30 protein-coding genes are annotated in these 24,663 nt (G+C 64.8%); 17 read left to right on the forward strand and 13 right to left on the reverse strand.

All coding sequences use genetic code 11. From position 1 onward, the window contains the following. The first annotated feature begins 17 nt into the window (after positions 1-17). Positions 18-1,559 carry a hypothetical protein gene (locus RH858_RS01850; RefSeq protein WP_310561030.1) on the forward strand — a complete coding sequence of 514 codons (1,542 nt, stop codon included), beginning with the start codon at positions 18-20 and terminating at the stop codon, positions 1,557-1,559. Between the two features lie 24 nt (positions 1,560-1,583). Here the strand turns inward: RH858_RS01850 and RH858_RS01855 are convergent, their stop codons facing one another. Beyond that, the gene (locus RH858_RS01855) at positions 1,584-2,066 is read right to left on the reverse strand and encodes a hypothetical protein (protein ID WP_310561031.1); all 483 of its coding nucleotides are present in this window, start codon (positions 2,064-2,066) and stop codon (positions 1,584-1,586) included. An 85-nt stretch (positions 2,067-2,151) separates the two neighbouring features. Between RH858_RS01855 and RH858_RS01860 the strand changes: the two genes are divergently transcribed. From RH858_RS01860 to RH858_RS01890, 7 genes are all read left to right on the forward strand, one after another. Further along, positions 2,152-2,997, forward strand: coding sequence for a hypothetical protein (locus RH858_RS01860; protein WP_259533543.1), 846 nt, complete (start codon positions 2,152-2,154; stop codon positions 2,995-2,997). 88 nt (positions 2,998-3,085) lie between these two features. Beyond that, a complete protein-coding gene (locus RH858_RS01865) occupies positions 3,086-3,730 on the forward strand; it encodes a halocyanin domain-containing protein (protein WP_259533544.1) in 645 nt (214 codons plus the stop codon). A 3-nt stretch (positions 3,731-3,733) separates the two neighbouring features. Continuing rightward, positions 3,734-4,126 (forward strand): hypothetical protein, encoded by a 393-nt coding sequence (locus tag RH858_RS01870; RefSeq protein WP_259533545.1) that lies wholly within the window; start codon positions 3,734-3,736, stop codon positions 4,124-4,126. Between the two features lies 1 nt (position 4,127). Then, a complete protein-coding gene (locus tag RH858_RS01875) occupies positions 4,128-4,922 on the forward strand; it encodes a cytochrome bc complex cytochrome b subunit (RefSeq protein ID WP_259533547.1) in 795 nt (264 codons plus the stop codon). A gap of 1 nt (position 4,923) precedes the next feature. Next, positions 4,924-5,709: a cytochrome bc complex cytochrome b subunit gene (locus RH858_RS01880; RefSeq protein ID WP_259533548.1), complete on the forward strand. Its 786-nt coding sequence runs from the start codon at positions 4,924-4,926 to the stop codon at positions 5,707-5,709. Between the two features lie 37 nt (positions 5,710-5,746). Then, positions 5,747-6,196 (forward strand): hypothetical protein, encoded by a 450-nt coding sequence (locus tag RH858_RS01885; RefSeq protein WP_259533549.1) that lies wholly within the window; start codon positions 5,747-5,749, stop codon positions 6,194-6,196. Continuing rightward, positions 6,189-6,464 carry a hypothetical protein gene (locus RH858_RS01890; protein WP_259533550.1) on the forward strand — a complete coding sequence of 92 codons (276 nt, stop codon included), beginning with the start codon at positions 6,189-6,191 and terminating at the stop codon, positions 6,462-6,464. Before RH858_RS01885 ends, RH858_RS01890 begins: the two co-directional genes overlap by 8 nt. Positions 6,465-6,506: 42 nt before the next feature. Here the strand turns inward: RH858_RS01890 and RH858_RS01895 are convergent, their stop codons facing one another. From RH858_RS01895 to RH858_RS01910, 4 genes are all read right to left on the reverse strand, one after another. Beyond that, entirely contained in the window at positions 6,507-6,947 is a 441-nt protein-coding gene (locus RH858_RS01895) for a hypothetical protein (RefSeq protein WP_259533551.1), read from the reverse strand. Between the two features lie 99 nt (positions 6,948-7,046). Then, a complete protein-coding gene (locus RH858_RS01900; RefSeq protein ID WP_259533552.1) occupies positions 7,047-7,727 on the reverse strand; it encodes an NAD(+)/NADH kinase in 681 nt (226 codons plus the stop codon). A gap of 151 nt (positions 7,728-7,878) precedes the next feature. Next, a complete protein-coding gene (locus RH858_RS01905; RefSeq protein ID WP_259533553.1) occupies positions 7,879-9,228 on the reverse strand; it encodes a M28 family metallopeptidase in 1,350 nt (449 codons plus the stop codon). A gap of 66 nt (positions 9,229-9,294) precedes the next feature. Then, positions 9,295-10,611: an MFS transporter gene (locus tag RH858_RS01910; RefSeq protein ID WP_259533555.1), complete on the reverse strand. Its 1,317-nt coding sequence runs from the start codon at positions 10,609-10,611 to the stop codon at positions 9,295-9,297. A 37-nt stretch (positions 10,612-10,648) separates the two neighbouring features. On the opposite strand from RH858_RS01910, the gene RH858_RS01915 reads away from it, so the two are divergent. After that, positions 10,649-10,795: a hypothetical protein gene (locus RH858_RS01915; RefSeq protein ID WP_310561032.1), complete on the forward strand. Its 147-nt coding sequence runs from the start codon at positions 10,649-10,651 to the stop codon at positions 10,793-10,795. 98 nt (positions 10,796-10,893) lie between these two features. Here RH858_RS01915 and RH858_RS01920 read toward each other — a convergent pair whose 3' ends face one another. Then, on the reverse strand, positions 10,894-11,346 hold the full coding sequence (locus RH858_RS01920) for a halocyanin domain-containing protein (RefSeq protein WP_259533556.1): 453 nt from the start codon (positions 11,344-11,346) through the stop codon (positions 10,894-10,896). A 155-nt stretch (positions 11,347-11,501) separates the two neighbouring features. Between RH858_RS01920 and RH858_RS01925 the strand changes: the two genes are divergently transcribed. Together RH858_RS01925 and RH858_RS01930 are read left to right on the forward strand one after the other, a co-directional pair. After that, positions 11,502-11,885 carry a helix-turn-helix domain-containing protein gene (locus RH858_RS01925; protein ID WP_259533557.1) on the forward strand — a complete coding sequence of 128 codons (384 nt, stop codon included), beginning with the start codon at positions 11,502-11,504 and terminating at the stop codon, positions 11,883-11,885. After that, positions 11,885-12,166, forward strand: coding sequence for a hypothetical protein (locus tag RH858_RS01930; protein WP_259536428.1), 282 nt, complete (start codon positions 11,885-11,887; stop codon positions 12,164-12,166). The genes RH858_RS01925 and RH858_RS01930 overlap by 1 nt, the downstream gene beginning before the upstream one ends. A 16-nt stretch (positions 12,167-12,182) precedes the next feature. Here the strand turns inward: RH858_RS01930 and RH858_RS01935 are convergent, their stop codons facing one another. Next, positions 12,183-13,484, reverse strand: coding sequence for an MFS transporter (locus RH858_RS01935; RefSeq protein WP_259533558.1), 1,302 nt, complete (start codon positions 13,482-13,484; stop codon positions 12,183-12,185). Positions 13,485-13,493: 9 nt separating this feature from the next. Beyond that, positions 13,494-14,993 (reverse strand): MATE family efflux transporter, encoded by a 1,500-nt coding sequence (locus tag RH858_RS01940; RefSeq protein WP_259533559.1) that lies wholly within the window; start codon positions 14,991-14,993, stop codon positions 13,494-13,496. 175 nt (positions 14,994-15,168) lie between these two features. Between RH858_RS01940 and RH858_RS01945 the strand changes: the two genes are divergently transcribed. Both RH858_RS01945 and RH858_RS01950 read left to right on the forward strand, forming a co-directional pair. After that, entirely contained in the window at positions 15,169-16,392 is a 1,224-nt protein-coding gene (locus RH858_RS01945) for a cystathionine gamma-synthase (protein WP_259533560.1), read from the forward strand. Positions 16,393-16,463: 71 nt separating this feature from the next. Beyond that, positions 16,464-17,411: a D-2-hydroxyacid dehydrogenase gene (locus RH858_RS01950; RefSeq protein ID WP_259533563.1), complete on the forward strand. Its 948-nt coding sequence runs from the start codon at positions 16,464-16,466 to the stop codon at positions 17,409-17,411. Positions 17,412-17,467: 56 nt separating this feature from the next. Here the strand turns inward: RH858_RS01950 and RH858_RS01955 are convergent, their stop codons facing one another. Beyond that, positions 17,468-18,421, reverse strand: coding sequence for a radical SAM protein (locus RH858_RS01955; RefSeq protein WP_259533564.1), 954 nt, complete (start codon positions 18,419-18,421; stop codon positions 17,468-17,470). A gap of 148 nt (positions 18,422-18,569) precedes the next feature. Between RH858_RS01955 and RH858_RS01960 the strand changes: the two genes are divergently transcribed. Further along, positions 18,570-19,562, forward strand: a complete 993-nt coding sequence (locus RH858_RS01960; protein WP_259533565.1) for an AI-2E family transporter — start codon at positions 18,570-18,572, stop codon at positions 19,560-19,562. 11 nt (positions 19,563-19,573) lie between these two features. On the opposite strand, the gene RH858_RS01965 is transcribed toward RH858_RS01960, so the two are convergent. The 4 genes from RH858_RS01965 to serS form a co-directional block, all read right to left on the reverse strand. After that, entirely contained in the window at positions 19,574-19,747 is a 174-nt protein-coding gene (locus tag RH858_RS01965) for a 50S ribosomal protein L37e (RefSeq protein WP_259533566.1), read from the reverse strand. Beyond that, positions 19,744-19,971: an LSM domain-containing protein gene (locus RH858_RS01970; protein ID WP_259533567.1), complete on the reverse strand. Its 228-nt coding sequence runs from the start codon at positions 19,969-19,971 to the stop codon at positions 19,744-19,746. Before RH858_RS01970 ends, RH858_RS01965 begins: the two co-directional genes overlap by 4 nt. A gap of 62 nt (positions 19,972-20,033) precedes the next feature. Continuing rightward, the gene (locus RH858_RS01975) at positions 20,034-20,636 is read right to left on the reverse strand and encodes a tRNA (cytidine(56)-2'-O)-methyltransferase (protein ID WP_259533569.1); all 603 of its coding nucleotides are present in this window, start codon (positions 20,634-20,636) and stop codon (positions 20,034-20,036) included. Between the two features lie 2 nt (positions 20,637-20,638). Beyond that, positions 20,639-22,021: a serine--tRNA ligase gene (gene serS / locus RH858_RS01980; RefSeq protein WP_259533570.1), complete on the reverse strand. Its 1,383-nt coding sequence runs from the start codon at positions 22,019-22,021 to the stop codon at positions 20,639-20,641. Between the two features lie 127 nt (positions 22,022-22,148). On the opposite strand from serS, the gene RH858_RS01985 reads away from it, so the two are divergent. The 3 genes from RH858_RS01985 to RH858_RS01995 all read left to right on the forward strand — a co-directional run bounded on the left by RH858_RS01985 (position 22,149) and on the right by RH858_RS01995 (position 24,649). Beyond that, positions 22,149-22,904 carry a proteasome assembly chaperone family protein gene (locus RH858_RS01985; protein WP_310561033.1) on the forward strand — a complete coding sequence of 252 codons (756 nt, stop codon included), beginning with the start codon at positions 22,149-22,151 and terminating at the stop codon, positions 22,902-22,904. A 147-nt stretch (positions 22,905-23,051) separates the two neighbouring features. Beyond that, the gene (locus tag RH858_RS01990; protein ID WP_310561034.1) at positions 23,052-24,218 is read left to right on the forward strand and encodes a beta-ketoacyl synthase N-terminal-like domain-containing protein; all 1,167 of its coding nucleotides are present in this window, start codon (positions 23,052-23,054) and stop codon (positions 24,216-24,218) included. Then, on the forward strand, positions 24,215-24,649 hold the full coding sequence (locus RH858_RS01995) for an OB-fold domain-containing protein (protein WP_259533573.1): 435 nt from the start codon (positions 24,215-24,217) through the stop codon (positions 24,647-24,649). Before RH858_RS01990 ends, RH858_RS01995 begins: the two co-directional genes overlap by 4 nt. The last annotated feature ends 14 nt before the right edge of the window (positions 24,650-24,663 follow it).

The raw sequence follows: 24,663 nt of genomic DNA on the forward strand, positions 1-24,663 counted from the left end.
TGATCCAATTATTCGGTATGACCGGGGGGAGGAGCCTGTCGACGACAACCAGTTCGGGTATCGGTGAGACGACCGATAACCGAGCCGTAAGCGAGACGGTCGGGTTCGTCCTCCTCGTCAGCCTGGTGTTGTTCGGTGCGACCGCTACCGTCGCGGTCGGCTCCCTGGCGGTGGGGGACTCACAGAACGCAGCCGACCTCCAGCGCGCCGAAAGCGCGATGACGCAGTTCGACTCCAAGGCGTCGATGGTCGCGCTGGGAGATTCCGAGCGGCAAACCGTCAGGTTCGGCAACGGTGAAGGGGAACTCTCCGTCAACGACACCGCGGGCCACATGGAAGTGTGGCACCTCAACCACACCGGAGCCGGCGACAACGAACGGATCTACAGCGGCGCGCTCGGGACAGTGACGTACGAAGGGACCGGGACGACAAACGAGCGGGTCGCCTACCAGGCCGGCGGCGTGTGGCACATGCGGGACGGGTACGCCCGAATGGTGTCGCCGCCGGAGTTCCACTACCGCGGGTCGACGCTGACGCTTCCGATCGTTCAGGTGTCCGGCGACGCCACCTCGGCCAGTTCCCGCACCGTTCGGGTGGAAAATCGGGGAATGACCCGCCACTACCCGACGGCCGAACGGTACGAGGCCGACGGCGCGCCGTACCGCAATCCAGTCACGAACGGAACCGTGGTCGTGGTTCTCGAAAGCGAGTATCACGAGGCGTGGGAATCGTTCTTCCGGACGCGAACCAGCGGCGAAATACTCGACCCCGCCGATGTCGACATCGAAGGGACCGAAAGCAACGTCGATCTCGACGGCGAGGAGACGGTGATCCTCGAACTCCGTACCGTGGGCGCAAGCGGGACGTTCCCGTTCCCGCACGACGGCGAGAAGCTACCGATCCGAGGGATCGGCGACAGTCACGCGATATCAGAATTCGAGTTCAGTCTCGAGACGAACAACCTCCACAACCGGTGGGTGTCGTTCTACGCCGAATCGGACGGGGGCGATCAGTTCGAGGTGATTCTCGATGTCCCGACGCAAAACGAGCTGAACCACTGTGAAGACGCGGAGATCGGGATCGAACTGCTCTATCGCGACGACGCAGGTTCCCAGGAGTACTGGACGGGAACCACGAACGCGAGCGAGGGCGACATCCAGATATCCGACTGCGACTCGACACTCGAAGGCGATCTGATCGGCGATGACGTCCTGTCGCTGTCGTCGGACGGACCGACCGATCGGGGAACGTTAGACTGGAACGAGGACAGTTCCGCCGACACCGTCGAGATCGTCCACTCCGGGGAAACAGAGCCGACGGAGTACAGCGCCGGCGACGAAGTGGAACTGTCGGAACTGGTCGGCTACTACTTCTCGAAGACCGGGCCGACCTACGACCTGAAAGTCGACAGCGGCGCCGGTCCACAGTCGAACAACCAGGGCTTTTTCACTCAGATGGAGGACGGATCGACGCTCACCATCGAATACGATGGCGGGGACGGCTACTACATCACGTATCTCCACGTCACGGAAAACCGGATCGAAGTCGAGTTCCGGTGAGCCACGCCCAGCGCGCCGGGCAGGTCAAACGAACACGTACAGCTGGAGATACCGGTAGATTCCGCTGAACCAGGCACACAGCCAGAAGAACGTGTAGCCGAAGACCCCGACCCGGAGCCGCGCCCGCCAGGCGCCGACGTTCTCGTGGAGATCCGACAGGGAAACGTTCTGATCCGGTCGGTGGTAGAGATCCGCGTCGCGTTTCGCCTGATAGATACGCGCGATGCCGGTGAGTCCGACAGCGAGCAGAGCGTACGCCTGTAGTCCGAGAAAGGCGTGTACCGCCGCGATTCCCGAAAGCTGGTCGAACAGTCGGGGGAGCATCCATCCGACCGTGGGAACCGTCGTCAGGGCGAGCCCGACGGTGACGAACTTCAGGTGGTGGACCAGCACTTCCCAGGTCACCTCGCGGGCGCGAAGCATTATCCACGTCCCGTAGAGGTAAAACGGTAGGCTCGCGCTTACGACGACCAGCACGGCCGTCGCGATCATCGCGTCGTCGACCATCGGCCGTTCGTTCGGCCGGCATGCGGTAAAGCGTCCGGATTCCGTCCGAAAAGCGTTTTCCCGGGTGCGGCCCTACTCCGAGGCGATGACTGACGGAGAGTCGCCGGAGGAACCCCCACCCGAGGATGCAAGCGACGACAGTTTCGAGCAGCCCCACCCCGACGATTCCGACTCCGAGGACCCCGAACTCGAGGCGCTCCGCGAGGAGGTCGAACGGAAGTACGATTTCGACGACTTCGGACCCGAGGACATGATGGAGATGACGGCCGAGGAGTGGGAGGCAGTCTTCGACGACGAGTCGTGGGTGACAGGCGTGGAACTGCTCGATCGGGTCGAGGCGGAGCTGAAAAACCGCATCGCGCGACGGGAAGTGTTCGCCGTACTCGAGCGGGTCGGCGAGGGGGACGACGAGCGGGTGCTCGCGTACTCCGACGAGGGGTACGCTGTCGTCTACGCCGACGGCAGCCTCGAAGGGGAGGGGACGGTGTTTCGCGACGTGAAGCCGACGCTCGTGCTCTGTTCGATGCCGGAGTTCGACGTGGCGGAGCCGCCGGAACACTACGGACTCCCCGACCCCGGGGACGTCCCCGACGGAGCCGAGGAGTTCGGAAACACGGTCCTGCAGATCGTCGCCGCCGCCCAGCTGGTCGCCGGCGTCGCGCTGTTGGGTGGGTACGTTCTGATCGACGACCTCACGACGATCGTCGCCCCGATCGCCGGCGTCGCCTTCCTGCTTGCCGGCGTGTTCCTGTTTTTCGTGGTCGCAAACGCCCGCCTCTCCGATCGGTTCCGGACAGAAGAGTACAGAAACCGGCTGCGTGCGGTCCAGTTCGAGGACGGAAAGCGACCCGATTTCGTTCCCGAAATGCCACCGGAGGCTCCACACGCCAGTGACGGCGATGGGGACGACACGAACGACGAAGACCGGTAAGTTCCGGGAGCGTTCCGACGCGAGCACCGCCTTTCGAGACCCAGATAGTCGGTGGGTTTAAGCGCGTCCCATCCTGACGAATGCCCGTATGAGACGGCGGGAGTTTGTACGAACAGCCGGCGGGGCAACAGCCGTCGCAGCCACAGGAGCGGCGACGGCCGGATCCGCCAGTGCCCAGGGAGACGTCGAGCCCGACTTCGAGGGGTATCTCGACGGGATCGGCGGCGGCTATGCCGACCTCCGCGGGGAGGAGGAAGTCACAGTCGACGTGGGTGCCGGCGACGGGCTCCAGTTTTCCCCGGCCGGCATCTGGATCGACGAGGGGACCGAAGTGACATGGGAATGGACCGGGCAGGGTGGCGAACACAACGTCGTCACCGACACGGAGAACACCGACTTCGAGAACGCACACGATTTCAGGAGCGGCGACCCGATCGACGAGGCGGGCCACACCTTCTCACACATCTTCGAGGAGGGCGGCCGGACCGGCTACGTCTGTGAGCCGCACCGCGGGGTCGGCATGTTCGGCGCCGTCGCCGTCGGCGACGACGTGCCGGTCCTCGAACCGGCACCCGACGACGGCTGGCCCGAGAGCGTCCACGATTACGGCGTCCCGTTACACCCACACTTTGTCGGGATCATGTCGGCGTTCGCGATCGTTGCGACGCTGGTCTTCACGTTCTACGTAGTGAAGTACGGCGAATCCGCCCACACGGGCACGGGGAGGAACTGAACGATGTCTTCGTCAGGCTCATCGTACGGCGATGTCCATCGCTACGAACCGGCACGGGAAAGCACCGCAGCTGCGATCGCGATCGTGCTTTTGACTCTCATCGAGATCGTGTTCGTGTTCCTGTTCACCTACGGACTCATGCAGGGGTGGGCACTGTCGGAGTTTGGAAACATGTTCCTCGGCGGCGTTCTCGCGCTTATCTTCATCGACCTGGCCTTCATCCTCGCGCTGTATCGCAAGGAGTTCCTGCCGGACGTCGTGATCGTAAAGAAACGCCGACGCAAGTGGGAGGACCTCTACATCCGGGAAGAACAAGCTGACGGCGAACAGCTCGGCGGCGACGTCGACCCGTGGGAGACGGTGAAACGAGCGGTGTATCCGTACTACAAACGATAACATGAGTCTGGAAAAGAAGGACGAACACGACCACAAAGCGTGGCTCGAGGAGCGGGATCTCACCGCAGTCGAGAGCATCTTCCTGACGTCGCTCGTCTGGCTCGATCGTCGGTTCCGCATCGTCGATTACCTCGAGGCGCTGGAGACGATGTACTACCGAGTCAACCTCCAGATGCCCAAAAGCCACACCGAACAGTACAACCTCGACAACAAGTTCTGGTACTGGTATCCGCTGTATTCGCTCGGGTTCCTCTCGATCGTCGCGTACCTCGTGGCGGCCGTGACTGGGGCGATACTCGGCTTCTACTACTCGCCGTCGACGGCCGGCGACCCCAGCGCGGCGTACAACAGCATGCTGTTCATCATGGAGGACCTGCAGTTCGGCTTCATGCTGCGGTCGATCCACCGCTGGGCGGCCCAGTTCATGCTCGCTGCGGTGTTCCTCCACATGCTTCGCGTCTACTTTACGGGCGCGTACAAGGAGCCTCGCGAACTCAACTGGCTGCTCGGCGTCGTGTTGATCTCGCTGACGCTGCTGTTCGGTTACACCGGCTACCTGCTGCCCTGGAAGCAGCTGTCGTTCTGGGCGGGACAGATCGGCGTCGAGATGGCGCTTGCGACCCCGCTGGTCGGCGAGTGGGCCGCACAGCTGATCTTCGGCGGCTTCACCCTGGGAGAATCGACCCTAATTCGGATGTACATCCTGCACGTGTTCATCCTGCCGTTCGTCGTGACGGCGCTGATCGCGCTCCACGTCGGCATCGTCTGGGTGCAGGGAATCGCAGAACCCCACTGATATGACAGGGAACGAATCCACCTCCGACGGACGAACCGACGAGCAATTACGAACCGACGGCGGGCCGCCTGCGACGGTTCCGCCGGACGACGAGACGCCCACCTGGCGCGAGCGCAAGGAGCGCACGCAGGGACTCTCGCGGCTCACCTACGAATACTTCGAGCGTGCGCGACGCGAGGATCAGGATCTCCGACAGGAGTCCGACTACGTCGAACGCGACGTGCTCGCGTTCCCGACCTGGCCCCACGAGATCATTCGGAACCTCGCGATCACTAGCTTCTTCGTCGGAATGATCATCCTGGTGTCCGCGGTCGCGCCGCCGCACTTCGGCGATCCGGCAGACCCCTCGAGTACGCCGGCGATCATTCTCCCCGACTGGTATCTCTACTGGTCGTTCGGGCTGTTGCACCTCGATCCGATCAACCCCGAACTGGCGATCCTGGGCGATCAGAAGATCATGGGCGACGAGATGTACGGCGTCCTGGCGAACGGGGTCGTCGTGGGCGCGATCGCGCTGGTTCCGTTCCTCAACAAGGGAAGCGCCCGACGTCCGGTCGAACAGCCGTTCTGGGCGGCGGTCGGCGTCGGCGGCGTCGTGTTCTCGATCACCCTCGGCGTGCTTGCGATCCAGAACCTCGTCCCGCTGGACCTCAACGTCATCTTCGATCTGACGTTCCTGCTGCCGGTGATCGCCGGCATCCTCACCTACGCGGTGTTGAAAACGATGCGGGAGGGATACATGTACGACCTCAACCGGCGGTACTACCGGCTTCGTCCGCCGAAATAGCGAAAGGTTCCTTTTCGTTCCCGCCGTCGGTGTCAGTATGAGCGACGACGGGATCCCCGAGACCGAGACCGGCAAACGTTCCTCGTCCGGTGACGACCGCGTCCCGGCTCTCGACGATCACGCCACGGTCCGAGATGATTACGTCCGTACTGACGCCCGCGGGCGTCGGGAGGTGATCGTCCCGTTGCGACTGTACAAGACGGTGACGGTGTTCTCGACCCTCCTTGCAGTCATCGCAGTCGTGCTCGGGTTTCTCCTTTTGGATGCGGCGACGCTGCAGGTCGGCGTGCTTCGGCGCCTGGCAGCCGGGCTGTTCGCGCTGGTCGGGGTCGACGTCGCCGCCGGGACGCTCGACGCGCTGCTTGCGGGGACGGGACTGGCCGTGATGGCGCTGGGCGCGGGAGTGTACGTGCTCGGGACCCGATTTCGGGCTCCCGACATGGGAAAGTCTCAAGAGGATTCCCCCGAAGGGACTGATAATGGCTGACGAGTTCATAAAGGGGCTCGCCTTTTTCACCGTCGGCGGGCTCGCGTGGATGACGTTCGCCGGCTGGTATCAGACCCCGACGTTCGACACCACACGACAGCTGATCGCGGCGCCGTCCGAGCCGAACAACTTCTTCGACGTCCTGGGAATCCTGGGCGCGGAGGTGTTCCTGTGGGTGACGATCCTGGGGACGCTCACCTTCTGGGTCGGGATCCCCGCCGCACGTGAACTCCGGCGAGCCCTAGAAGAGCGCGAGTCCGCAAACTGAGCCAGAACGGCTGCGAAAACGGTTCTGCAGTACGACTACAGATTACACGACGAGTTCCCAGAACGGCGCGACGAACTCGAAGAACGCCTGATACGCCGCGTACAGGAACGCCAGGCCCCAGGCGGTAAGCGCCGACTTGGGGCGCTCGATCGTCATCCCGTTTCGGGCTTCGACCTGGCGCGCTTCGAACTCGAAGATGTCGGCGACGAACATAGTCAACAGCAGCGCCGTCATGATCAGCCCGCCGTGAGTGTGATAAATCACGTACAGTAGACCGAGAACGACGAGCGCGACGTTCGCGACAGTGTGTGGGAGATACCGGGTGACGTTCTCGTCGCCGTCGTCCGCGCTTCGCTTGTGCGATCTGTGCGCCTGATGGCGGGTGATGGCGTTCACCACGACCAGTGTGAAGATCGCAAACGGCAGGTACTCGCCGATCGCGTCCACCCAGCCGAGGGGGACGATGAACTGGAGCGGATCCATACCACCCTGTGAGGGGACGACTCATTAGAGTTTTTCCAATCGGCAGTTCTGCACGGGGGACACTCGACACGGACGCGACACCGGATGCAAACAGAAAGCTCAAAAGCGCAACAAGGTAACCGGATCCGTCCGTGTTACCGCGACCGACTCGTCGCGGCCGACACTGCAAACCTCTTTCCCGTCCGCGACTACCGACACGTCGTCGTCCCGGGTGACGGTCACGCACACCTCCTCGGCGACGACCCACGCCTCGGGATGGGTAGTGAACGGCGAGATCGGGACGACCGAAAGGCCAGATCCGGGGGAGAGTACGGGCCCCCCGGCCGACCGGGCGTAACCGGCGCTCCCTGCGGGTGTCGCCGCCACGATCCCGTCCGAGCGCACGGTTCCGAGAGCGTCCCCGTCGCCGACGACGGCGTACTCGGAGATGCGGGCGGGTTCCTCCGTCACCAGCGTGAGGTCGTACAGCGCGGTTGCAACCTGCGTACCGTCGGTCGAGACGCCGAGCTGGTAGTGTTCGGTCCGCCGCGCCTCCCCCTCGATGACGGCCGCGAGTGCGTCGGAGGCGTCGGGTTTGGAAACGACGTGCTTCCCCTCTCCGGCCGCGATCGGAAGCACGGGAACCTCGAGACCGCCACCGACGAGTTCGAACAGTGCAGGCTTGCCGATCGCGACGATCGTGTCGGCGTCCGGAGCCGAAACGACGGATCCGCCACGTCGTGCGACCACATCTGCGAGCTGGCCGGTGATCGCGTCGTCACCGACGATCGCGACGTTCATCGACGGCCCTCCCGTTGCTGCATACACGCAGGTCAGTGTTCGGGGAAGAAAAACCCACACGCATTCGATTGGCTCGGGCGTCAGTTCGACTCGCGTGTCAGTTCGACTCGCGTGTCAGGTTCGACTCGCGGAGGATAATCCGACCCAGGGATCACTCCTCGAACGGCCAGTCTCCGGTGACTTTCATCCCCTCCGCGGCACCCTCCGCCTCCAGATCTGCCGCGATCTCGGCGGGGTCCCGCCGGGCGGGTTCCGTCGTTTCGTCGGCAAGTTCGACGGTCAGTTCGGTCAACAGGATCGCCTGTTCGCGGAGGTTCCGCGGCTCGAGCTTCTCGAGGGTGTCGGCGTGAGTGTGTCCCCAGCCCCGATCGCGCCCCTCGGTCGCGCCCGAGACCATGTATCCGGGAACGCCTTCCCTGACGAACGGCCAGTGATCACTGTGAGGGACTGGAGAGTCGCTGAGCCGAACCGGATGGTCGAACCGTTCTGCGACCGTCTGTGCGGCCGCCTCCAGTTCGTCGAAGCCGTGGTAGTCCAGTTTCAACGTCCGGGCGGCGACGTTGCTGTCGACGTTGACGATCGCCCGGATCGCGTCGAGGTCGACCCGGTCTGCCGTCAGACTCGATCCGACGAGCCCCACTTCCTCGGCGCCGAAACAGCGGAACCTGACCCTGGTGTCGAGTTCGTCCACGCGTTCTGCAAGCGCACGGGCGATCTCCACGACCGTCGCCGTGCCGGCACCGTTGTCCATCGCCCCGTCGGCGATGTCGTGGGCGTCGACGTGCGAGGAGACCACCACTTCCTCGTCGGTTTCGGGCCCGAGCTCGGCGACGACGTTGCCACTCTCTGCGGGGGCGATCTCAGCGTCGACCTCGACAGTGATCGACTCGCCGACCCGTTCGCGGGAGAGGCGAGCGCCGAGCTCCTTCGAGACGCCCATCGCAGGGATCTCCCCGATCGGACTCTCGTCGCTGCCGACGCTCCCCGTCGGCGGGAGTCCGCCCTCGACGTGATTGGCGAACAGGAAGGCGGACGCTCCGTGTTCGACGGCGTAGTAGTACTTCTCCCGGCGGTGGATGAACCGATCGTAGTCGTCGGGAACCGTCGTCGACACCATCACGACGCTGTCTTCGATCTCTGCGGAGCGCTCCTCGAAGTCAGAGGGAACTCCGTAGTCGAGATCGACGAGCTCACCCGTCGCCGATCCCGCAGGGCTCCGAGGGAGTGCAATCTGGTCCCGCCGCGGAGGAACCTCCCCGTCGTCGGCGAGAAGTCGGCTGTCGCCACGTGTCCACCCCTGGACGTCGAACGGCTCGATCCGAGCGTCGCGGGCGCCGACGGCCTCGAGTGCGTCGCGGGTGCGTGCAAGCGCCTCGCGTTCCCCGGAGGTGCCCGCCATCCGATCAGGGATCGCCACGAGCTCCTCCAAAAGCTGCCAGCCCGCGTCGCTCGTGAACGTGCGACCGATCCAGGACGCGTCGGCGTCGTCGAAGTCGTCCATGGTCACCGGCCCGTCGCCAGCACCAAAGCGGTTCGCATACGGGCCCACCTCTCTGGAACCCACTCTTCACACTCGCTCGGGAGCGTGACGATGGAGCCACAGTGCACACCCGACCGTCGCCAGACTCGCGGCTGCCGCGATCGCGAACGCGATACGGTAGCCGGTGACGGTGTACACCCGGACACCGCCCGCGATTTCGCCGGTCCAGTAGGTGTCGAGTACGACGCCCATGAGCGTCGGGAACGCCGCGGCGCCGAAGAAGGACGCTCCGTTTATGGTTCCCAGTGAGATGCCACTGGCCCGGTCTTCGTGACGGCGTTTGATCATCGGATACGTGAGCACGAACGCGCCCAGCAAGGCCCCGGCGACGAAGAACGCGATCCCGACGACGAACAGGGGCGGGGTACCGAGCAGGGCGATCACCGCAAGCGTCGCAGTGTAGACGACAGTGCCGGCCACAACGAGTTCCGTTCGGTGACCGATCCGATCGGAGAGTCGGCCGATCACCGGGGGGCCGACGACGATGCCGACCCCGCCTAGCAAGGTGACCGTGGACGCGACCGTCACTGACGTGTCGTACAGCTGCACCACATACGGGATCCCCCAGAGACCGAACAGCGTGAGGTTGATCCCGCCGGTGACGAAAAGCAACACGCTGACCACCCAGGTCCAGGGGTCACGCAGGACTGCCGCAACGAACGTCCGCGCTTCCTCGAGAGTGATCCTGGGACGTTCTTGTATCCCCTCGATCGACGGAAACCCCGCCCGTTCGGGCGAGTCACGAACGAACAACAGCGTCGCAACCGACAGCCCCAGTCCGACGACCGCCAGTCCGAGAAACGACGTCCGCCAGCCGGCAGCACCGACGAGCAGTGCAAACGGCGTCGTCGCGAGAATACCCCCGACGCCGCCGACGGCAAACGAAAGCCCGTTCATCGTCCCGAACTCCTCAGGGCGAAACCAGTTCGCGCTGAACCGGAGCATCGACACGAAGATGACGCTGCCTCCGAGCCCGATCAACAGTCGCGCCCCCATCGCAGGTCCGTAGGTAGACGCCAGCGCGAACCAGATCGCGCCGACGTTCATCACGGCCGCCCCAGCGGCCGCGGTGAGCCGCGGCCCGACCCGGTCGACGAGCACGCCGGTCGGGATCTGCATCACCGCGTAGACGAAGAAGAACACGGCGTGAAGCGTCCCCAACTGTGCGCCGGTGGTGCCCAGCGCACCCATCAACGCGTCCGCGATCACGGCAGTCGACAGTCGATAGACGTTCACGAGCAGGAACGTCGCCGCGATCAGTCCCCACAGCAGCCAGCGCCATCGACGGGCCGACTGTCGCGAGTCGGTCGCCGAGAGAGAGAAACCACTCGATCGACGGGTCACGCCTCGAGTATCCACGTGGAATACAAAGGAGCTATCGATGACTGCCGGTGCTCAAGTTCACAAAACGAAGGGGAAGGAGTGGGGAGCAGACGGCGTCGAAAAGACGCCGAAAGCGCTGTCGGCATCCTCCGTGCCGGAAGGGGAACGGGATTGGAAGGGATCGGAGGCACGAGTGCCGACATAGTATTGTATATATTGCGCACTAAAATAGATTTCGGAGGCGGTCCCCATCGAGTCGAGTGATCGAGGCGTGGCTACACAACAGATATAGCTCCGAAGAGACTACACAACAGAGATTGCGCCCTTCATACCGACCGCTTCGTGGGGCGTACAGACGTACAGATACGTTCCGGTATCCTCGAAGGTGTGGTCGAACTCGTGGCCGGCGGCGGCGGTGGTTTCGGACTCGAACGCGCCGTCCTCCTCGACGACGTTGTGGTCACCACCCTGACCGGTCCACTCCCAGACCACGCGGGTACCGGTCGAAATTTGGACGGCGGGCGGCTCGAACTGAAGTCCGTCGCCCGCGCCGACACCGATGCGTACCTCTTCGCGATCCGTAAAATCGATCGTTCGATCGTAGTTCGGCACGTCGTTCAGGAACTCCCCGTAGTCCGGTTCCTCGTCGACGTAGGCTGTGTCGTCGTCGCCGTTACCTGCACAGCCCGCGAGAGATACCGCCAGAGCAGCAGTGCCGGCAGTGCGAAGGAACTCCCGTCTATCGATGGTATTCATGTAGTGTTCTATTGGTTGCAGAACGACAAAAGGCTGCTGTAAATCGGGGCGTCCTCCGAGACACCGACACAGCAACGTGCCGACACAGCAAGGTACCGACACTAGCACGGTCGGACGGACAAACTTATCGCCCGGGGTGTCAAACGAAGGTACAGATGGTCCGGAACGCGTCGGGACGGGAGAACCAATCGAAGCCCGACCCGGAGGTTGTTCTCGACGCACTGGCCGACGATGCGGCACAGGCGATCGTTAAGGAACTCGCGGAGCCGATGACCGCAAGCGAGCTCTCGGACGCCTGTGACATCCCGCTCTCGACGACGTATCGAAAGCTGGAGCTATTGACCGACGCCGCCCTCCTATCGGAATCGACAGAGATCCGACGGGACGGGCAGCACACGACGAGATACTCGCTCGCGTTCGAGGAGGTCCGTGTTCGGCTCACCGACAACCGCGACCTCACGGTCGAGATCGAAGCCAGGGACCGCGGACGGGACGAACGCCTCGCGGAACTGTGGAAGGAGGTGCAAGAGGAAGCATGATGGAATCCATACTCTGGGACGTAATACTCGTAGTGTCGCAAACCGCCATCGTCGTTCTCGGCGGGAGTATCAGTTACTTCGCGTACAAGGCGTACAACCGGACGGCGAACCCCGCACTCAGGGCGCTTTCGATCGGCTTTGCGATCGTGACGATCGGCGCGGTGTCCGCCGGCGTGTTGCACCACCTGTTCAAGGTGGAACTCGAGGCCGGCATCGCGATCAACAGCATCCTGACCGCGATCGGATTCGCGGTCGTGACCTATTCGCTGTACGTGGAGTAGTCGACCGGAGCTCGACTCACGGTCCCGTAGGGCGCCGTCCAGGAACGAACGTCCCGGTCTCCGTTCGGACGCCGAGCAACAGTACGCCACCAGCCAGAAGCGGAATCACCGCACACGCTGCGTACACCGGACCAAATCCGACGATTTCGACGAGCGGCAGCGACACCATCGGACCGAGTCCACCTCCGATGTCCCCGAACACGTTGTTCGTTCCCGTCGCCCGTCCCATCCGTTCGTTTGGCGTCAGATCCGCCAGAAGCGCCATCAGCGGGCTGCTCGTTCCGCCTTGCCCGGCGCCGATGAACAGACACGCGAGCGCGAGTTCCACGATCGAGCCCGCCCGGGCAAGCAACAGGAAGCCGACGAAGGCCACGACGAGAAAGCCGACGAGAACCGGAGTTCTCGCACCGTAGACGTCGCTGAGACGTCCACCGGCGATCGTCATGGCGCCGGCGGCGAGCACGGTTCCCGCCATGAAAATGCCGGACGTTCCCTGTGCGTCGAGACCGAACACTGCGAGGTCGTTCGCCCCGAGAAACAGCACGAGCGTCGCGAACAGCGCCCCGATGTACGCGAAATACAGTCCGAAGTTGACGAGGCCGACGGTGACGGCGGGGACGGTCAGATCCACGTCCCACGGCTTCACCGATGTCGACCCTCCTCCCTCGACGTGGGTCTCGGGAACGATCAGATACGCGATCAGCGACGCGAGCAGTGCAAAGACGGCAGCGACGACGAACGCCGTTGCGTTCCCGTACAGCGCACTCACGACACCTCCGAGCACTAGTCCCGCGGGGAATCCCAGGGTGATCCCCGCACGAACGACGCCCATGTTGGTCCCGCGGTCCCCGGCGTCGCTCACGTCCGCGGCGATGGTGTAGGCGGTCGCAAACACCAGGGCGCTACCGAACCCCCACAGGATCCTGGCAACCATGAACCACGTTTCCGGCGCGAGCAGGAACGCGACGATGATCGACGCCCCCGGCGCGGGATCGGGAACGAGCAGGGCGACGACGTACCCGAAGGTGGCGATACCTTCGATGACGAGGCCGGCGACGAACGGCTTTCGCGTCCCGACGCGATCGACGAAGGCGCCGGCGGGGGCGTTCGCCACGAGCCTGACGAACCGGTTCGCCGAGAGGATTACCCCCACCATGAACGCCGAGATCCCCAGCACCGCCCCCAGGTTCGGGAGGATCGGGAAGACGACGCCCCCGCCGAAGCCGACGAAGAACGTCGAGACGATGACCGCCACGATGATTCGCCGGTCGGAGGCGCGGGCTGCCGTCGACGGGTCGGGTGTAGTGGTGTTAGCCATGATCGGTGCTCAATCGTTCGCGGGAGCCGGCACTGATTGACGATCGTCGACGACGTTCGAGGTCCAGGTCCCTCGCGAGAACCACAGTGCCGTCGTCGCGAGCGAGCAGACGTACGAGACCACGAACGCGTACCACACGCCAGTGATCCCCATTCCGAACGTCGAAAGCAGGACGTACGCGACCGGGATCCTGAACAGCCACAGCTCCTGGATCGAAAACACCATCGCGGCCCGGGTGGATCCGGCACCCCGGAACGCACCCAGGAGGATCTGGAACGCGCCGAGGAACACGTACGACGGTCCGGCGATCGTGATGAACGCCGCGCTCATCGCGATCACCTCGCCGGCGTTCGGCGTGGTCTCGTCGATGAAGAAGCCGGCGATCGCCTCCGCGAACGGGTACGCGAGCGCGACCACCGCAACGAAGACGGCGACGACCATCCCGACGCTCAACGTCACGGCCCGCTTCGAGCGGGCGACCTGCGAGGCGCCGAGGTTCTGTCCAACGACGGTTTCGGTCCCGCGTGCGAGCCCGAGCGCCGGCAGAAACAGGATCGAGGAGAGCCGTGTGGCGATCCCGTAGGCCGCAACCGCGTCGGTGCCAGCGAGCGCGACCACGGCGGTGAGCACGGTGATACCGAACGCCCGGACCCCCTGTTCGACGGCGGTCGGCCCCCCGATGTCGAGGATCCGACGGACGGTCTCGAGTTTCAAGATCAGGTCCGAAAGCGCCGGCTGGAGCCCGACCCGACCGCTGAACAGGAGGTACAGGCCGATAAACGCCGCGAACCCGCGAGAGAAGACGGTCGCGTACGCGGCGCCGGCGACGCCGAAGCCCGCAAAGCCGGTTTCGGCGAGCAACGCCGCGCCGAGCGACTCGAGTCCGGTCCACGAGAAGACCGGGTTGCCCTCGAATCCGAGGATGAGAAACGGGTCGAGGACGACGTTGATGGTCACCGATATCGCCATCAGATACAGCGGCGTTTTGGTGTCTCCCCATCCCCGCGAGAGCGCGTCGTAGATGAAAAACCAGAACATGAACACGACGCCGGCGAAGATGATCCGGGTGTACTCGACGGCGTAGACGTACGCGTCCCCGCCGGGATCTGCGCCGATCAACTGCATCATCACGGGCGTAAAGATCCAGCCGAGAACGCCGAAGACGATCGCGACGACCGTAACGAACGACAGCGTCTGGCCGGCGACGTGATGCGACTGGGCGAAGTCCTTCGCCCCTTTGTGCTGGGCGATGAGCACGGTTCCGGCGACGGTGAGTCCGCCGCCGATGCTGACCATCAAAAAGACGACCGCCCACGAGTACGACAGTGCAGCGACAGCGTCGGAACCGAGTCGGCCGACCCAGTAGGTGTCGGCGACGTTGTACGCCACCTGGAGCACCTGCGACCCGACGATCGGAAGCGAAAGCAAAAGCAGCGGCCGAAACAGGGCACCGTCGGTGACGTTCACCGACCGGTCGCGGCCCGGACCGGACCGACTCCCGTCGGTCATTCGCCCGAATCACCACCGACCTCGGGGACCAACCTCATTGACTGATTAGTCAGTCAGCCCGGTTCAAATGGATTTCGTTTCGAAAACACCTCGCAGCCGACAGGGGAGAACACGACGGCAGGAGACGACGTCCGGAACGGAAAGAATCAGGGCGTCTCGCGTGTACGTCTAGCCCATGAGCGACGAACCTCACGAGGCAAACGCGGGACGAACCGGAACTCCCCCGTCTGCGATCGACAGCCCGTACGCCATCGAAACGCGCGCGATTCACGCGGGACAGGAGCCCGATGCGGAGACGGGCGCGCTGATGACGCCGATCTACGCCAACTCGACGTACGAACAGGACGCCCCCGGCGAGCATCGCGGCTACGAGTACTCCCGGACCGGGAACCCGACCCGGTCCGACCTGGAGGCGAACCTGGCGTCCCTGGAAAACGGAAGCCACGCCCGGTGTTTCTCCTCGGGGATGGGCGCGATCAACACCGTGTTGAATCTGCTGTCGTCGGGAGATCACGTCGTCGCCGGCGACGACGTCTACGGCGGCACCCATCGCATCCTGACGGGTACCTACGAGCAGTACGACGTGGAGACGACGTTCGTGGACACGACCGACCACGACGCCGTTCGCGAGGCAATGTGCGACGAGACGGAACTCGTGTGGGTCGAGACGCCGACGAACCCGCTGATGCGGGTAAACGACATCGCCGCGCTCGCTGAGATTGCCGGCGAATACGACGCGCTGTGTGCGGTCGACAACACGTTCGCGACCCCGTACCTCCAGCGTCCACTGGAGCACGGCGCCGACATCGTCTGCCAGTCGCTGACGAAGTATCTCGGGGGACACTCCGACACCGTGGGCGGCGCGCTGATCGTCGACGACGCCGACCTCGACGAGGAGATCGGCTACTACCAGAACGCGGTCGGGGCGACGCCCGGACCGTTCGACGACTTCCTCGTGTTGCGTGGGACGAAGACGCTGCCCGTGCGGATGGACCGCCACTGCGAGAACGCCCGCGAACTGGCACAGTGGCTGCAGGATCACGCCGACGTCGACCGGGTGTACTACCCCGGACTGGAGTCACATCCCCAGCACGAGCTCGCGGCCGAACAGATGGACGACTTCGGCGGTATGCTCTCCTTCGAATTCGACGGGAGCCTGGCGGAGGCTTCGACGGTCGTAAGCGAGACGGAAGTGTTCACGCTGGCAGAGTCGCTGGGCGGCGTCGAGAGCCTCATCGAACAGCCGGCGGCGATGACCCACGCCGCGGTCCCCAGAGAAGAACGTCTCGCCGCCGGTCTCACGGACGGGCTCATCCGCGTGTCGGTGGGGATCGAATCGATCGACGACCTGAAGCGGGATCTCGAGTCGGCGTTCGAGGCGGCCCGGGCGGGGAAGTGAGGAAAGTCGGTGGCAGCGTCCTGACTGCCGGGGGACACACATTCTTGTAGACACTTCTCGAACGGAGGCGTATGACCGAGATCGCGGTGTTGCGACAGCACGTTCACGGACTCCCGGCAGAGACGTACGCAGCGGAACTGCGAACACGACTCCCCGACGTGGACGTCCGGCTCGCGCGAACCCCGGGAGAAGAACAGGAACTTCTCGCGACCGCCGAGATCGCGACCGGTCTCCAGCTTTCGCCGGCTGAGCTGGAGGCGGCGCAGAACCTGGAGCTTTTCGCGTGCGTGTACGCCGGGACGGGACACCTGGACCTGGACGCGTTCCGCGAACGCGACGTCGCTGTCACCAATGGCTCCGGCGTGCACGGCCCGAACATCGCCGAGTACGTGATCGGTTCGATGATCGTCCACGCCAGAGACTTCAAGCAGGCCTGGCGACAGCAGAAGCGCCGTGAATGGCGGAGTTTCCCCACAACGGAGATTCACGGCTCCACCGTGACGGTCGTCGGGCTGGGTGCGATCGGCGAGGCGGTCGCAACGCGGCTCGAACCGTTCGGCGCCGAGCTGCTCGGCGTCCGGTACAGCCCGGAAAAGGGCGGACCGACCGCGGAGGTGTACGGGTTCGAGGAGATTTACGAGCCGCTCTCCCGGTCCGACTACGTCGTGCTGGCCTGTCCGCTCACCGAGACGACGGAGAACCTCATCGACGAGGAGGCGCTCCGGACGATGCCGACCGACGCGGTCCTTATCAACATCGCTCGCGGCGGGGTCGTCGACACCGACGCGCTGGTGCGGCGGCTCCGCGTGAACGGGCTCGGCGGGGTTACACTCGACGTGACCGATCCCGAACCCCTCCCGGAAGACCATCCCCTGTGGAGCTTCGGAAACGTTCACATCACTCCGCACAACGCGGGCTACACGCCCGAATACTTCTCCCGCGTTGCCGACATCCTCGCCGACAACGTCGCACGGATCCACGACGACAGGAACGAGGATCTCAGAAATCAGGTCGCATAGCAGGGACCATCACATAGGGCCTCACGCGGCCCAACAGGGGTGCAACGGCTATCTCGTCACAGCCACGACCGCTCACCGAGGAGACGCTCGTCGACCTCGAGGCGGGAAAGCCCGAGCTCGCGGCCGTGTGAAACGATCTCGCGGTACTCCTCGGATTGGACACCGCGACTCAGTTCTTCGTACTGTCCCGGCTCGCTCGCGCGGTATGCCGGCCGGTACTGCGACATGAGGTTGACGTACGTCTCCCGCGAGAGTTCTTCGGCGATGAACGTCAGCACCTGCTTCGAGCTTTCGACGTGGTTCGGCATCACGAGATGGCGCACGAGCATCCCCTCGACGGCGAGCCCGTTTTCGAGCCTGAGTTCCCCGACCTGCCGGTGCATCTCGCGCAGGGATGCGCGGGCGTTCTCCCAGTAGTCGGGCGCCCCGGAGTATCTCGCGGCAGCGTCGTCGTCTGCCCACTTCACGTCGGGCATGTAGATGTCAACGATATCCTCGAGAAGTTCGACAGTTTCGGCGCGTTCGTAGCCCCCACAGTTCCAGACGATGGGGATTTCGAGTCCCCGATTCCTGGCGATCAGTACCGCCTCCGCGAGGTCCGGGGCGAAGTGGGTCGGCGTGACGAAGTTGACGTTGTGACAGCCGTTCGACTGGAGCGACAGTGCCATCTCGGCGATCTCGTCGGGTGTGACCTGCCTGCCGACCCCCTCCTGGCTGATCTCGTAGTTCTGGCAGAACACACACCGGAGGTTACACCACGAGAGGAATATCGTCCCACTTCCGCGCTGTCCCGAAAGTGGCGCTTCCTCTCCGCGGTGCGGGAACGCCGAGGAGACGACCGGCGTGTCGTCGGCTCGACACCGGCCCCGTTCCCCGGCCGTTCGGTCGACACCGCAGGCGTGAGCGCACAGATCACACTCCCGGTACCGTTCGCGGAGGCGATCGACCCTGCGCTGGAACTCGGCGTCGGACAAACGCCTGTAGTTCGGCACGGTCGCTGTGTCGCTCATATGAATTGTAGGTTCGTAGCACGGATAGACGTGTTGTCGTTTCCCAAGGCGTGAGGACAGCCTGCCGGTCGGATCCGGGCGGGAGACCCCCGGTGGAGGACGGTTATTTCGGCCCGGCTTTAAGTATCACCTCGACGCAGTGGGGTGTATGAACACCCAGCGTGCGTTCCTGGTCCTCCTTATCGGCCTTTCGGCGCTGGCGACGCTGCTCGTGGTGTTGCCGTTCCTCCAGTACATCCTCGCTGCGGTGATCATCGGCTACGTGCTGTACCCGCTCCAGCGACAACTGGCACCCCGCGTGGGCGAACAGGCGGCCCCGATCCTGTTGATCCTCGGTGCGTTCCTGGTCGGCGCGGTTCCCCTTTTGTACATCTTCCTGGTGTTCCTCCGGGACCTCCAGGCGTTCGCCCGCGGGGAAACCGGGCTCCAGCTCGGCGAGATAGAGGCGAGGATCACGGACCTCACGGGCGTGGAAATCGACCTGCGTGCAGCCGCCATCGAGACGGGCGACAACCTGATCGACGCGCTGTTCGGCAGCGTCTCGGAGGTGTTTACAGTCGTCCTGCACGGGGCGCTCGGCGTCGCGCTCGTGCTGTTTATCGTCTACTACGTGCTCCGGGACGGCGAGGAGTTCGTCGGGTGGCTCCACACGATCATCCCCCTCTCGCCGCCGATGACGCGAACACTGTTCGAGCGGATCCACCGGACGACGTGGGGTGTCGTGATCGGCCACATCTTCGCGGCGGTACTCCAGGGGGTCGTTGGCGGGATCGGTCTCTACTTCGCAGGGCTGCCCAGGCCAGTGTTCTGGACCACGGTGATGATCGTGCTGGCGTTGCTGCCGCTGATCGGCGCGTTCATGGTGTGGGGCCCGGCGGCGGGCTATCTCGTGTTGATCGGCGACCCCGCGACGGGGATGTTGCTCGCGCTGTACGGCGTGTTCGTGGTGAGCATGATCGACAACTACGCGCGGCCGATCGTCATCGATCAGCAGGCGCGATTGAACCCCGCGGTGATACTGATCGGGGTGTTCGGCGGCGTGTTCACGCTTGGATTCACGGGCCTGTTCGTCGGCCCGATCGTCATCGCCGTGTTTGCAGCGACGCTTGTTACCTTCAGAGACGAGTACGACCGCTTATAAGGAGAACGCGCTCACTCGCCGGCCTTCGACTGCCACTCGTAGCCGCGCCGTTTTGCGGACTTGCCGAAGCCGCACGAACTGCACACCTTCTTTTTCACGTGGTAGGATTTCTCGCCACAGCGTCGACATTTGACGTGTGTCGTCTTGTTCTTCTTGCCCTGGCTGGGGGTCCCTGCGCCGGTCATGTGCTTATCGTCACGACGTTGTCGCCGCGTATAATGGTTGTGTCTTGGACCGCCTCTCCGGGTTCGTCGGCGAACGCCTCGACGTCGTCGACGGACTCGAGAACGAGGTTCATGTGCTGGTCGTAGCCTGCGAGAACGCCGTGGTAGATCGCCCCGTCCTTGAGCTGGATCGTCACGGTCGCCTGCAGGGTCTCTTCGAGTACGTCCAGGGGTCGTCCACTCATGGATTGAACGCCACGATATTCAGTAATAAACGTACCGGAGCCAGTTCGGGCGATTGGCGACCTTAACGGTTGCTGGCGCCGTCTCCGTCGTCGCCGTCGTCGTCCGACCCCTCGGCCGGAACGACTTCTTTGCCCGTCTTCCGGGGGACGACCCGTCGATCGGCGTCCTCCCACTCCCGGTCGAGTTCGTGGCCCTCGAACAGTCGGTCCAGAAAGACGGCGAGTCCCGCGACCTCCGAATGGGGCTGGTTCGTCACGCCGACGTTGAAGTCGGCCCGTTCGTACAATTCGAACGGGACCTTCTCGCCGCCGACGACGATCAAGATCGGCTCCCCTTCGGCCGTTCCGGTCTCGGGTCGGTGACGGTCCCTGATCTCGGCCTGGACCTCCTGGATCGGTTCGCCGTACATCGTGAGGTGGACGACGATCCCGTCCCAGTCGCGAACGATCGCGTTCTGGTCGTCGCGGAGTTCGGCGACGAAGGGACCCCCGAAGCGATCGGTGACGGTGTCGACGGTCTCTTTCGACTGGGTCGCGTTCGACGGGAAGAGCACACGATCGGCACCGAGCGCACGCGCGGTGAGCCCCACGTGCGTCGTCATGCGGTCGTCCCGGCCCGGACGGTGACCGTACCGGAGCACGACGACATCGGGATCCCCCTGCACGATCAGTTCCCGTCGCCGCGACCCAGCGCCGACTCGCCGACGGAGTCGTGACCCTCGATCAGTTCCTGCCCGTCCATGTACGGTCGGAGTGCTTCCGGCACCTCGACGGTTCCGTCCTCGTTTTGGTAGTACTCGAGGATCGCCACCATCACCCGGCCGATCGCAGTCCCGGAGGCGTTGAGCGTGTGGAGATGCTCAGCCGACTCGTGATGTTCCCGGCGGAACCGGATGCCCGCCCGTCGCGCCTGGTACGCCTCGAAGTTCGACGCGCTGGACACCTCGAGCCACCGACCGCCCTGCTCGGGCCCGTCGGGCATGTCGTCGGCGGGCGCCCACACTTCGACGTCGACGGTCTTCGCTGAGGCGAACGTCAGGTCCCCGGTGCACAGATCGAGTGTCCGGTACGGGAGCTCCAGACGGTCGAGCACCGCACACGCCTCGTCGATGAGCGCCTCCAGCCGGTCGTCGCTGTTCTCGGGCCGGACGAAGTTGACGAGTTCGACCTTATTGAACTGGTGGACCCGGACGATTCCCCGGGTTTCGGTGCCGTGCTCGCCCGCTTCACGCCGGAAGTTCGGCGTGTACGCCTGATACTTCAGCGGGAGATCCTCGTCGAGGAGAATCTCCTCGCGGTGCATGTTCGTCACCGGTACCTCTGCGGTCGGACACAGCCACAGGTCGTCGTCGTCGTAGGCAGCGTGTTCGTCGCCGCCGATGCGATAGGCGTCGTGGTTGAACTTCGGGAGCTGACCCGTCCCGCGCATCGAAGAGCTCTTGACCGGGATCGGCGGGAAGATGTCGTGATACCCCTGTTCGCGATGGACGTCCATCATGAACTGGATCAGCGCGTGCTCGAGGCGGGCGCCGTCGCCCTTCAGGAAGTAGAAGCCGGAACCGGTCGTCTTCGCACCCCGCGCTTCGTCGAGGATCTCCAGTTGCTCGCCCAGTTCGTAGTGCGGCACCGCCTGGGCCGGGACGTCGCGCAGGTCGTCGAATCCAACCCGTCGGCGCTCGACGTTGTCGGACTCGTCTTCGCCGACCGGAACCGACTCCTGGGGGATCTGGGGAATTTCGAGCAGCCGCCGTTCGAGCTCCGCCTCGAGTTCGTCGGCCCGTTCCTCGAGGTCGGAGAGTTCCTCCTTGAGTTCGCTGGACTCCTCGATGGCTTCCTGAGCCTCCTCCTCTTTGCCCTCGGCTTTCAGCTCGCCGATCCGGCTGGACACTTCGTTTCGCCGGTGTCGGAGGTCGTCCCCCTTTGCTTTCAGCTCGCGCCACTCCGCATCGATCTCGAGGATCCGGTCGAGGTCGACGTCCTCGGTGCCGCGGGCCGCGAGCGCCTCGCGGACGGCGTCCGGGTTCTCCCGGACGTACTGTCGGGTCAGCATAGACGGATCTTCTGCGGGGACTCGGAAAATCGTATCGGGTCCGTGACGATGTGGGACACGCCGGCAACTGCGTGCAGTGGCCACTCGACCGACACGCCCAAGGGGCGTGCTCCCGCGAGTGACGCCTATGGAAGACATCGAAATCGAACGCGTGGCCGACACAGAGCTCGACGCGCCCGTGCTCGTCGAGGGGCTCCCGGGAGTCGGTCACGTCGGGAAGCTCGCGGCCGAACACCTCCTCGAGGAGTGTGACAGCAAGCTCGTACGGCGGGTATACGCCACGGACTTCCCGCCGCAGGTGAACGTCGACGAGGACGGCGTCGCGGATCTCGTCTGCGCGGAGTTTCACGCCATCGAAACCGAGGGCGCCGACCTGCTCGTGTTGACCGGGGACCACCAGGCGTCCTCGAACGAGGGGCATTACCGGCTCACTGACGCGTTCCTCGACCTCGCAGCGGAGTTCGGCTGCGAACGCGCCTTCGCACTCGGGGGCGTCCCGACCGGGGAGCTCGTCGAGGAGTATACGGTGCTCGGTGCCGTCTCCGGCGGAGAGCTGCGGGAGGAACTGGAGGCGGCAGGTGTCGAGTTCCGCCCCGACGAACCTGCCGGCGGTATCGTCGGCGTCTCCGGACTCCTGCTCGGGCTCGGGAAACGCCGGGGGATCGAAGCGACGTGTCTGATGGGCGAAACCAGCGGCTACCTCGTCGATCCGAAAAGCGCACGCGCCGTCCTGGAGGTGCTTGAGGCCGCCCTGGAGTTCGAACTGGGATACGAACAGCTCGAAGACCGGGCCGAGGAGATGGAAGAGGTCGTCGGCAAGATCAGAGAGATGCAAGAGGGAAGCTCCGGGATCCCGGACGACGAGCTCCGGTACATCGGGTGATGGCGAAGACAGTGGTCGACACTCCGGCACACATATGAGCGACGTTGCGATATCTACGAGTATGACGAAACGTGATGCGACAGCGGTGGCCAGCGGAACCCAGCGGTTCCGTCCCGTCTACACGGGACGCAGCAGGGGGCGATCGCGATGACGGGAGTTCGCGTCGCCGGCGTCGGATTGACCCACTTCGGACAGCACCCGGAGCGAACCGGACGGGACCTGTTCGCGGAGGCGAGCCAGCTCGCCTTCGAGGACGCGTCGGTTCCCCGCGAGGACGTCGAACAGCTCAACTACGGCAACTTCATGGGCGCGCTGGCGGAGCATCAGGGCCACCAGGCGCCACTGATGGCCGAGGCCGCCGGGATCGACTGCCCCGCCACCAGGTACGAGGAGGCGTGTGCCTCCGCGGGCGTGGCGGTCAGGGAGGCCGTAAAGACCGTCCGGAGCGGCGAGGCGGACGTCGTACTCGTCGGCGGGATGGAACGAATGACGAACCTCGGCACCGCCGGCGCGACCGAGGGACTCGCCATCGCCGCCGACGACCTCTTCGAGGTGCGCGCGGGAATGACGTTCCCGGGCGCGTACGCCCTGATGGCGTCGGCGTACTTCGACGCGCACGGCGGCAGCCGGGAGGACCTGGCAGCCGTCGCCTCGAAGAACCACGGCAACGCCGTCGAGAACGAATACGCGCAGTACCAGCAGGAAGTCCCGGTCAAGAAGGCGATGGACGCCCCGCCGGTCGCGGAGCCGCTTCACCTGTTCGACTGTGCGCCGATCACCGACGGCGCCGCCGCGCTGGTGCTCGTTTCCGACGACTACGCCGCGGCGAACGATCTCGATGTCCCCGTCGGGATCGTGGGCAGCGGACAAGGAACCGACAACCTCGCGCTCCAGGATCGCGACGAGCTGGCGTGGACGCCCGCGACCGAACAGGCGGCGGAGATGGCGTACGCCGACGCCGCAATCGAGGCCGACGACGTCGAACTCGCGGAGGTGCACGACTGCTTTACGATCGCAGAGGTGCTGGCACTGGAATCTCTGGGCCTCTATGACCCGGGACACGCGGCCGGGGCCGCCCGCCGCGGGGAAACGACCGCCGGCGGCGACCTGCCGGTGAACCTCTCGGGCGGGTTGAAAGCGAAGGGTCACCCGGTCGGCGCCACCGGCGCCTCGCAGGTGGTGGAAATGACCCGCCTGCTCCGGGGGGATCATCCGAACAGCGACGCCGTCGACGACGCCAGTCTCGGGATCACCCACAACGCCGGCGGGACGGTCGCGAGTGCAGTGGTTCACGTCCTGGAGGTGGTCGCATGAGCGACCGGAGCGACCGCACCCGGAGCGACCGCCTCCGGACCGACGGCGGCGAGGAGCCGGGTGACGCCGGCTTCGACGAATGGCTCGCGGCGATCGGTGACGGCGAGGGCTACTATCTCGAGTCACCGAGCGGCGATGGGTCGCTGCCGCCGCGCCGCATCTGCCCGCACAGCGGTTCGAGTGACCTCGAGGAGAAACCGCTCCCCGAGACGGGCGAGATCGAGGCCGTCACCGTCGTCCACGTCGCCTCGCCCCAGTTCGCCGAAGACACCCCGTACGCGACCGCCGTGGTCGACTTCGGCCCAGTTCGACTGACGGGGGTCGTTCGGGGGATCGACCTCGAGGAAGTCGAGACCGGAACGACCGTCGAGCCGACCGTCGAGGAGCGCGAGACGACGGGTGATCCGCTCCTCGTGTTCCGGCCGGTTTGAATCCCCCCGAGAGC

It is taken from the genome of Halalkaliarchaeum sp. AArc-GB, assembly GCF_031432225.1.
In the GTDB taxonomy this organism is placed as follows: domain Archaea; phylum Halobacteriota; class Halobacteria; order Halobacteriales; family Haloferacaceae; genus Halalkaliarchaeum.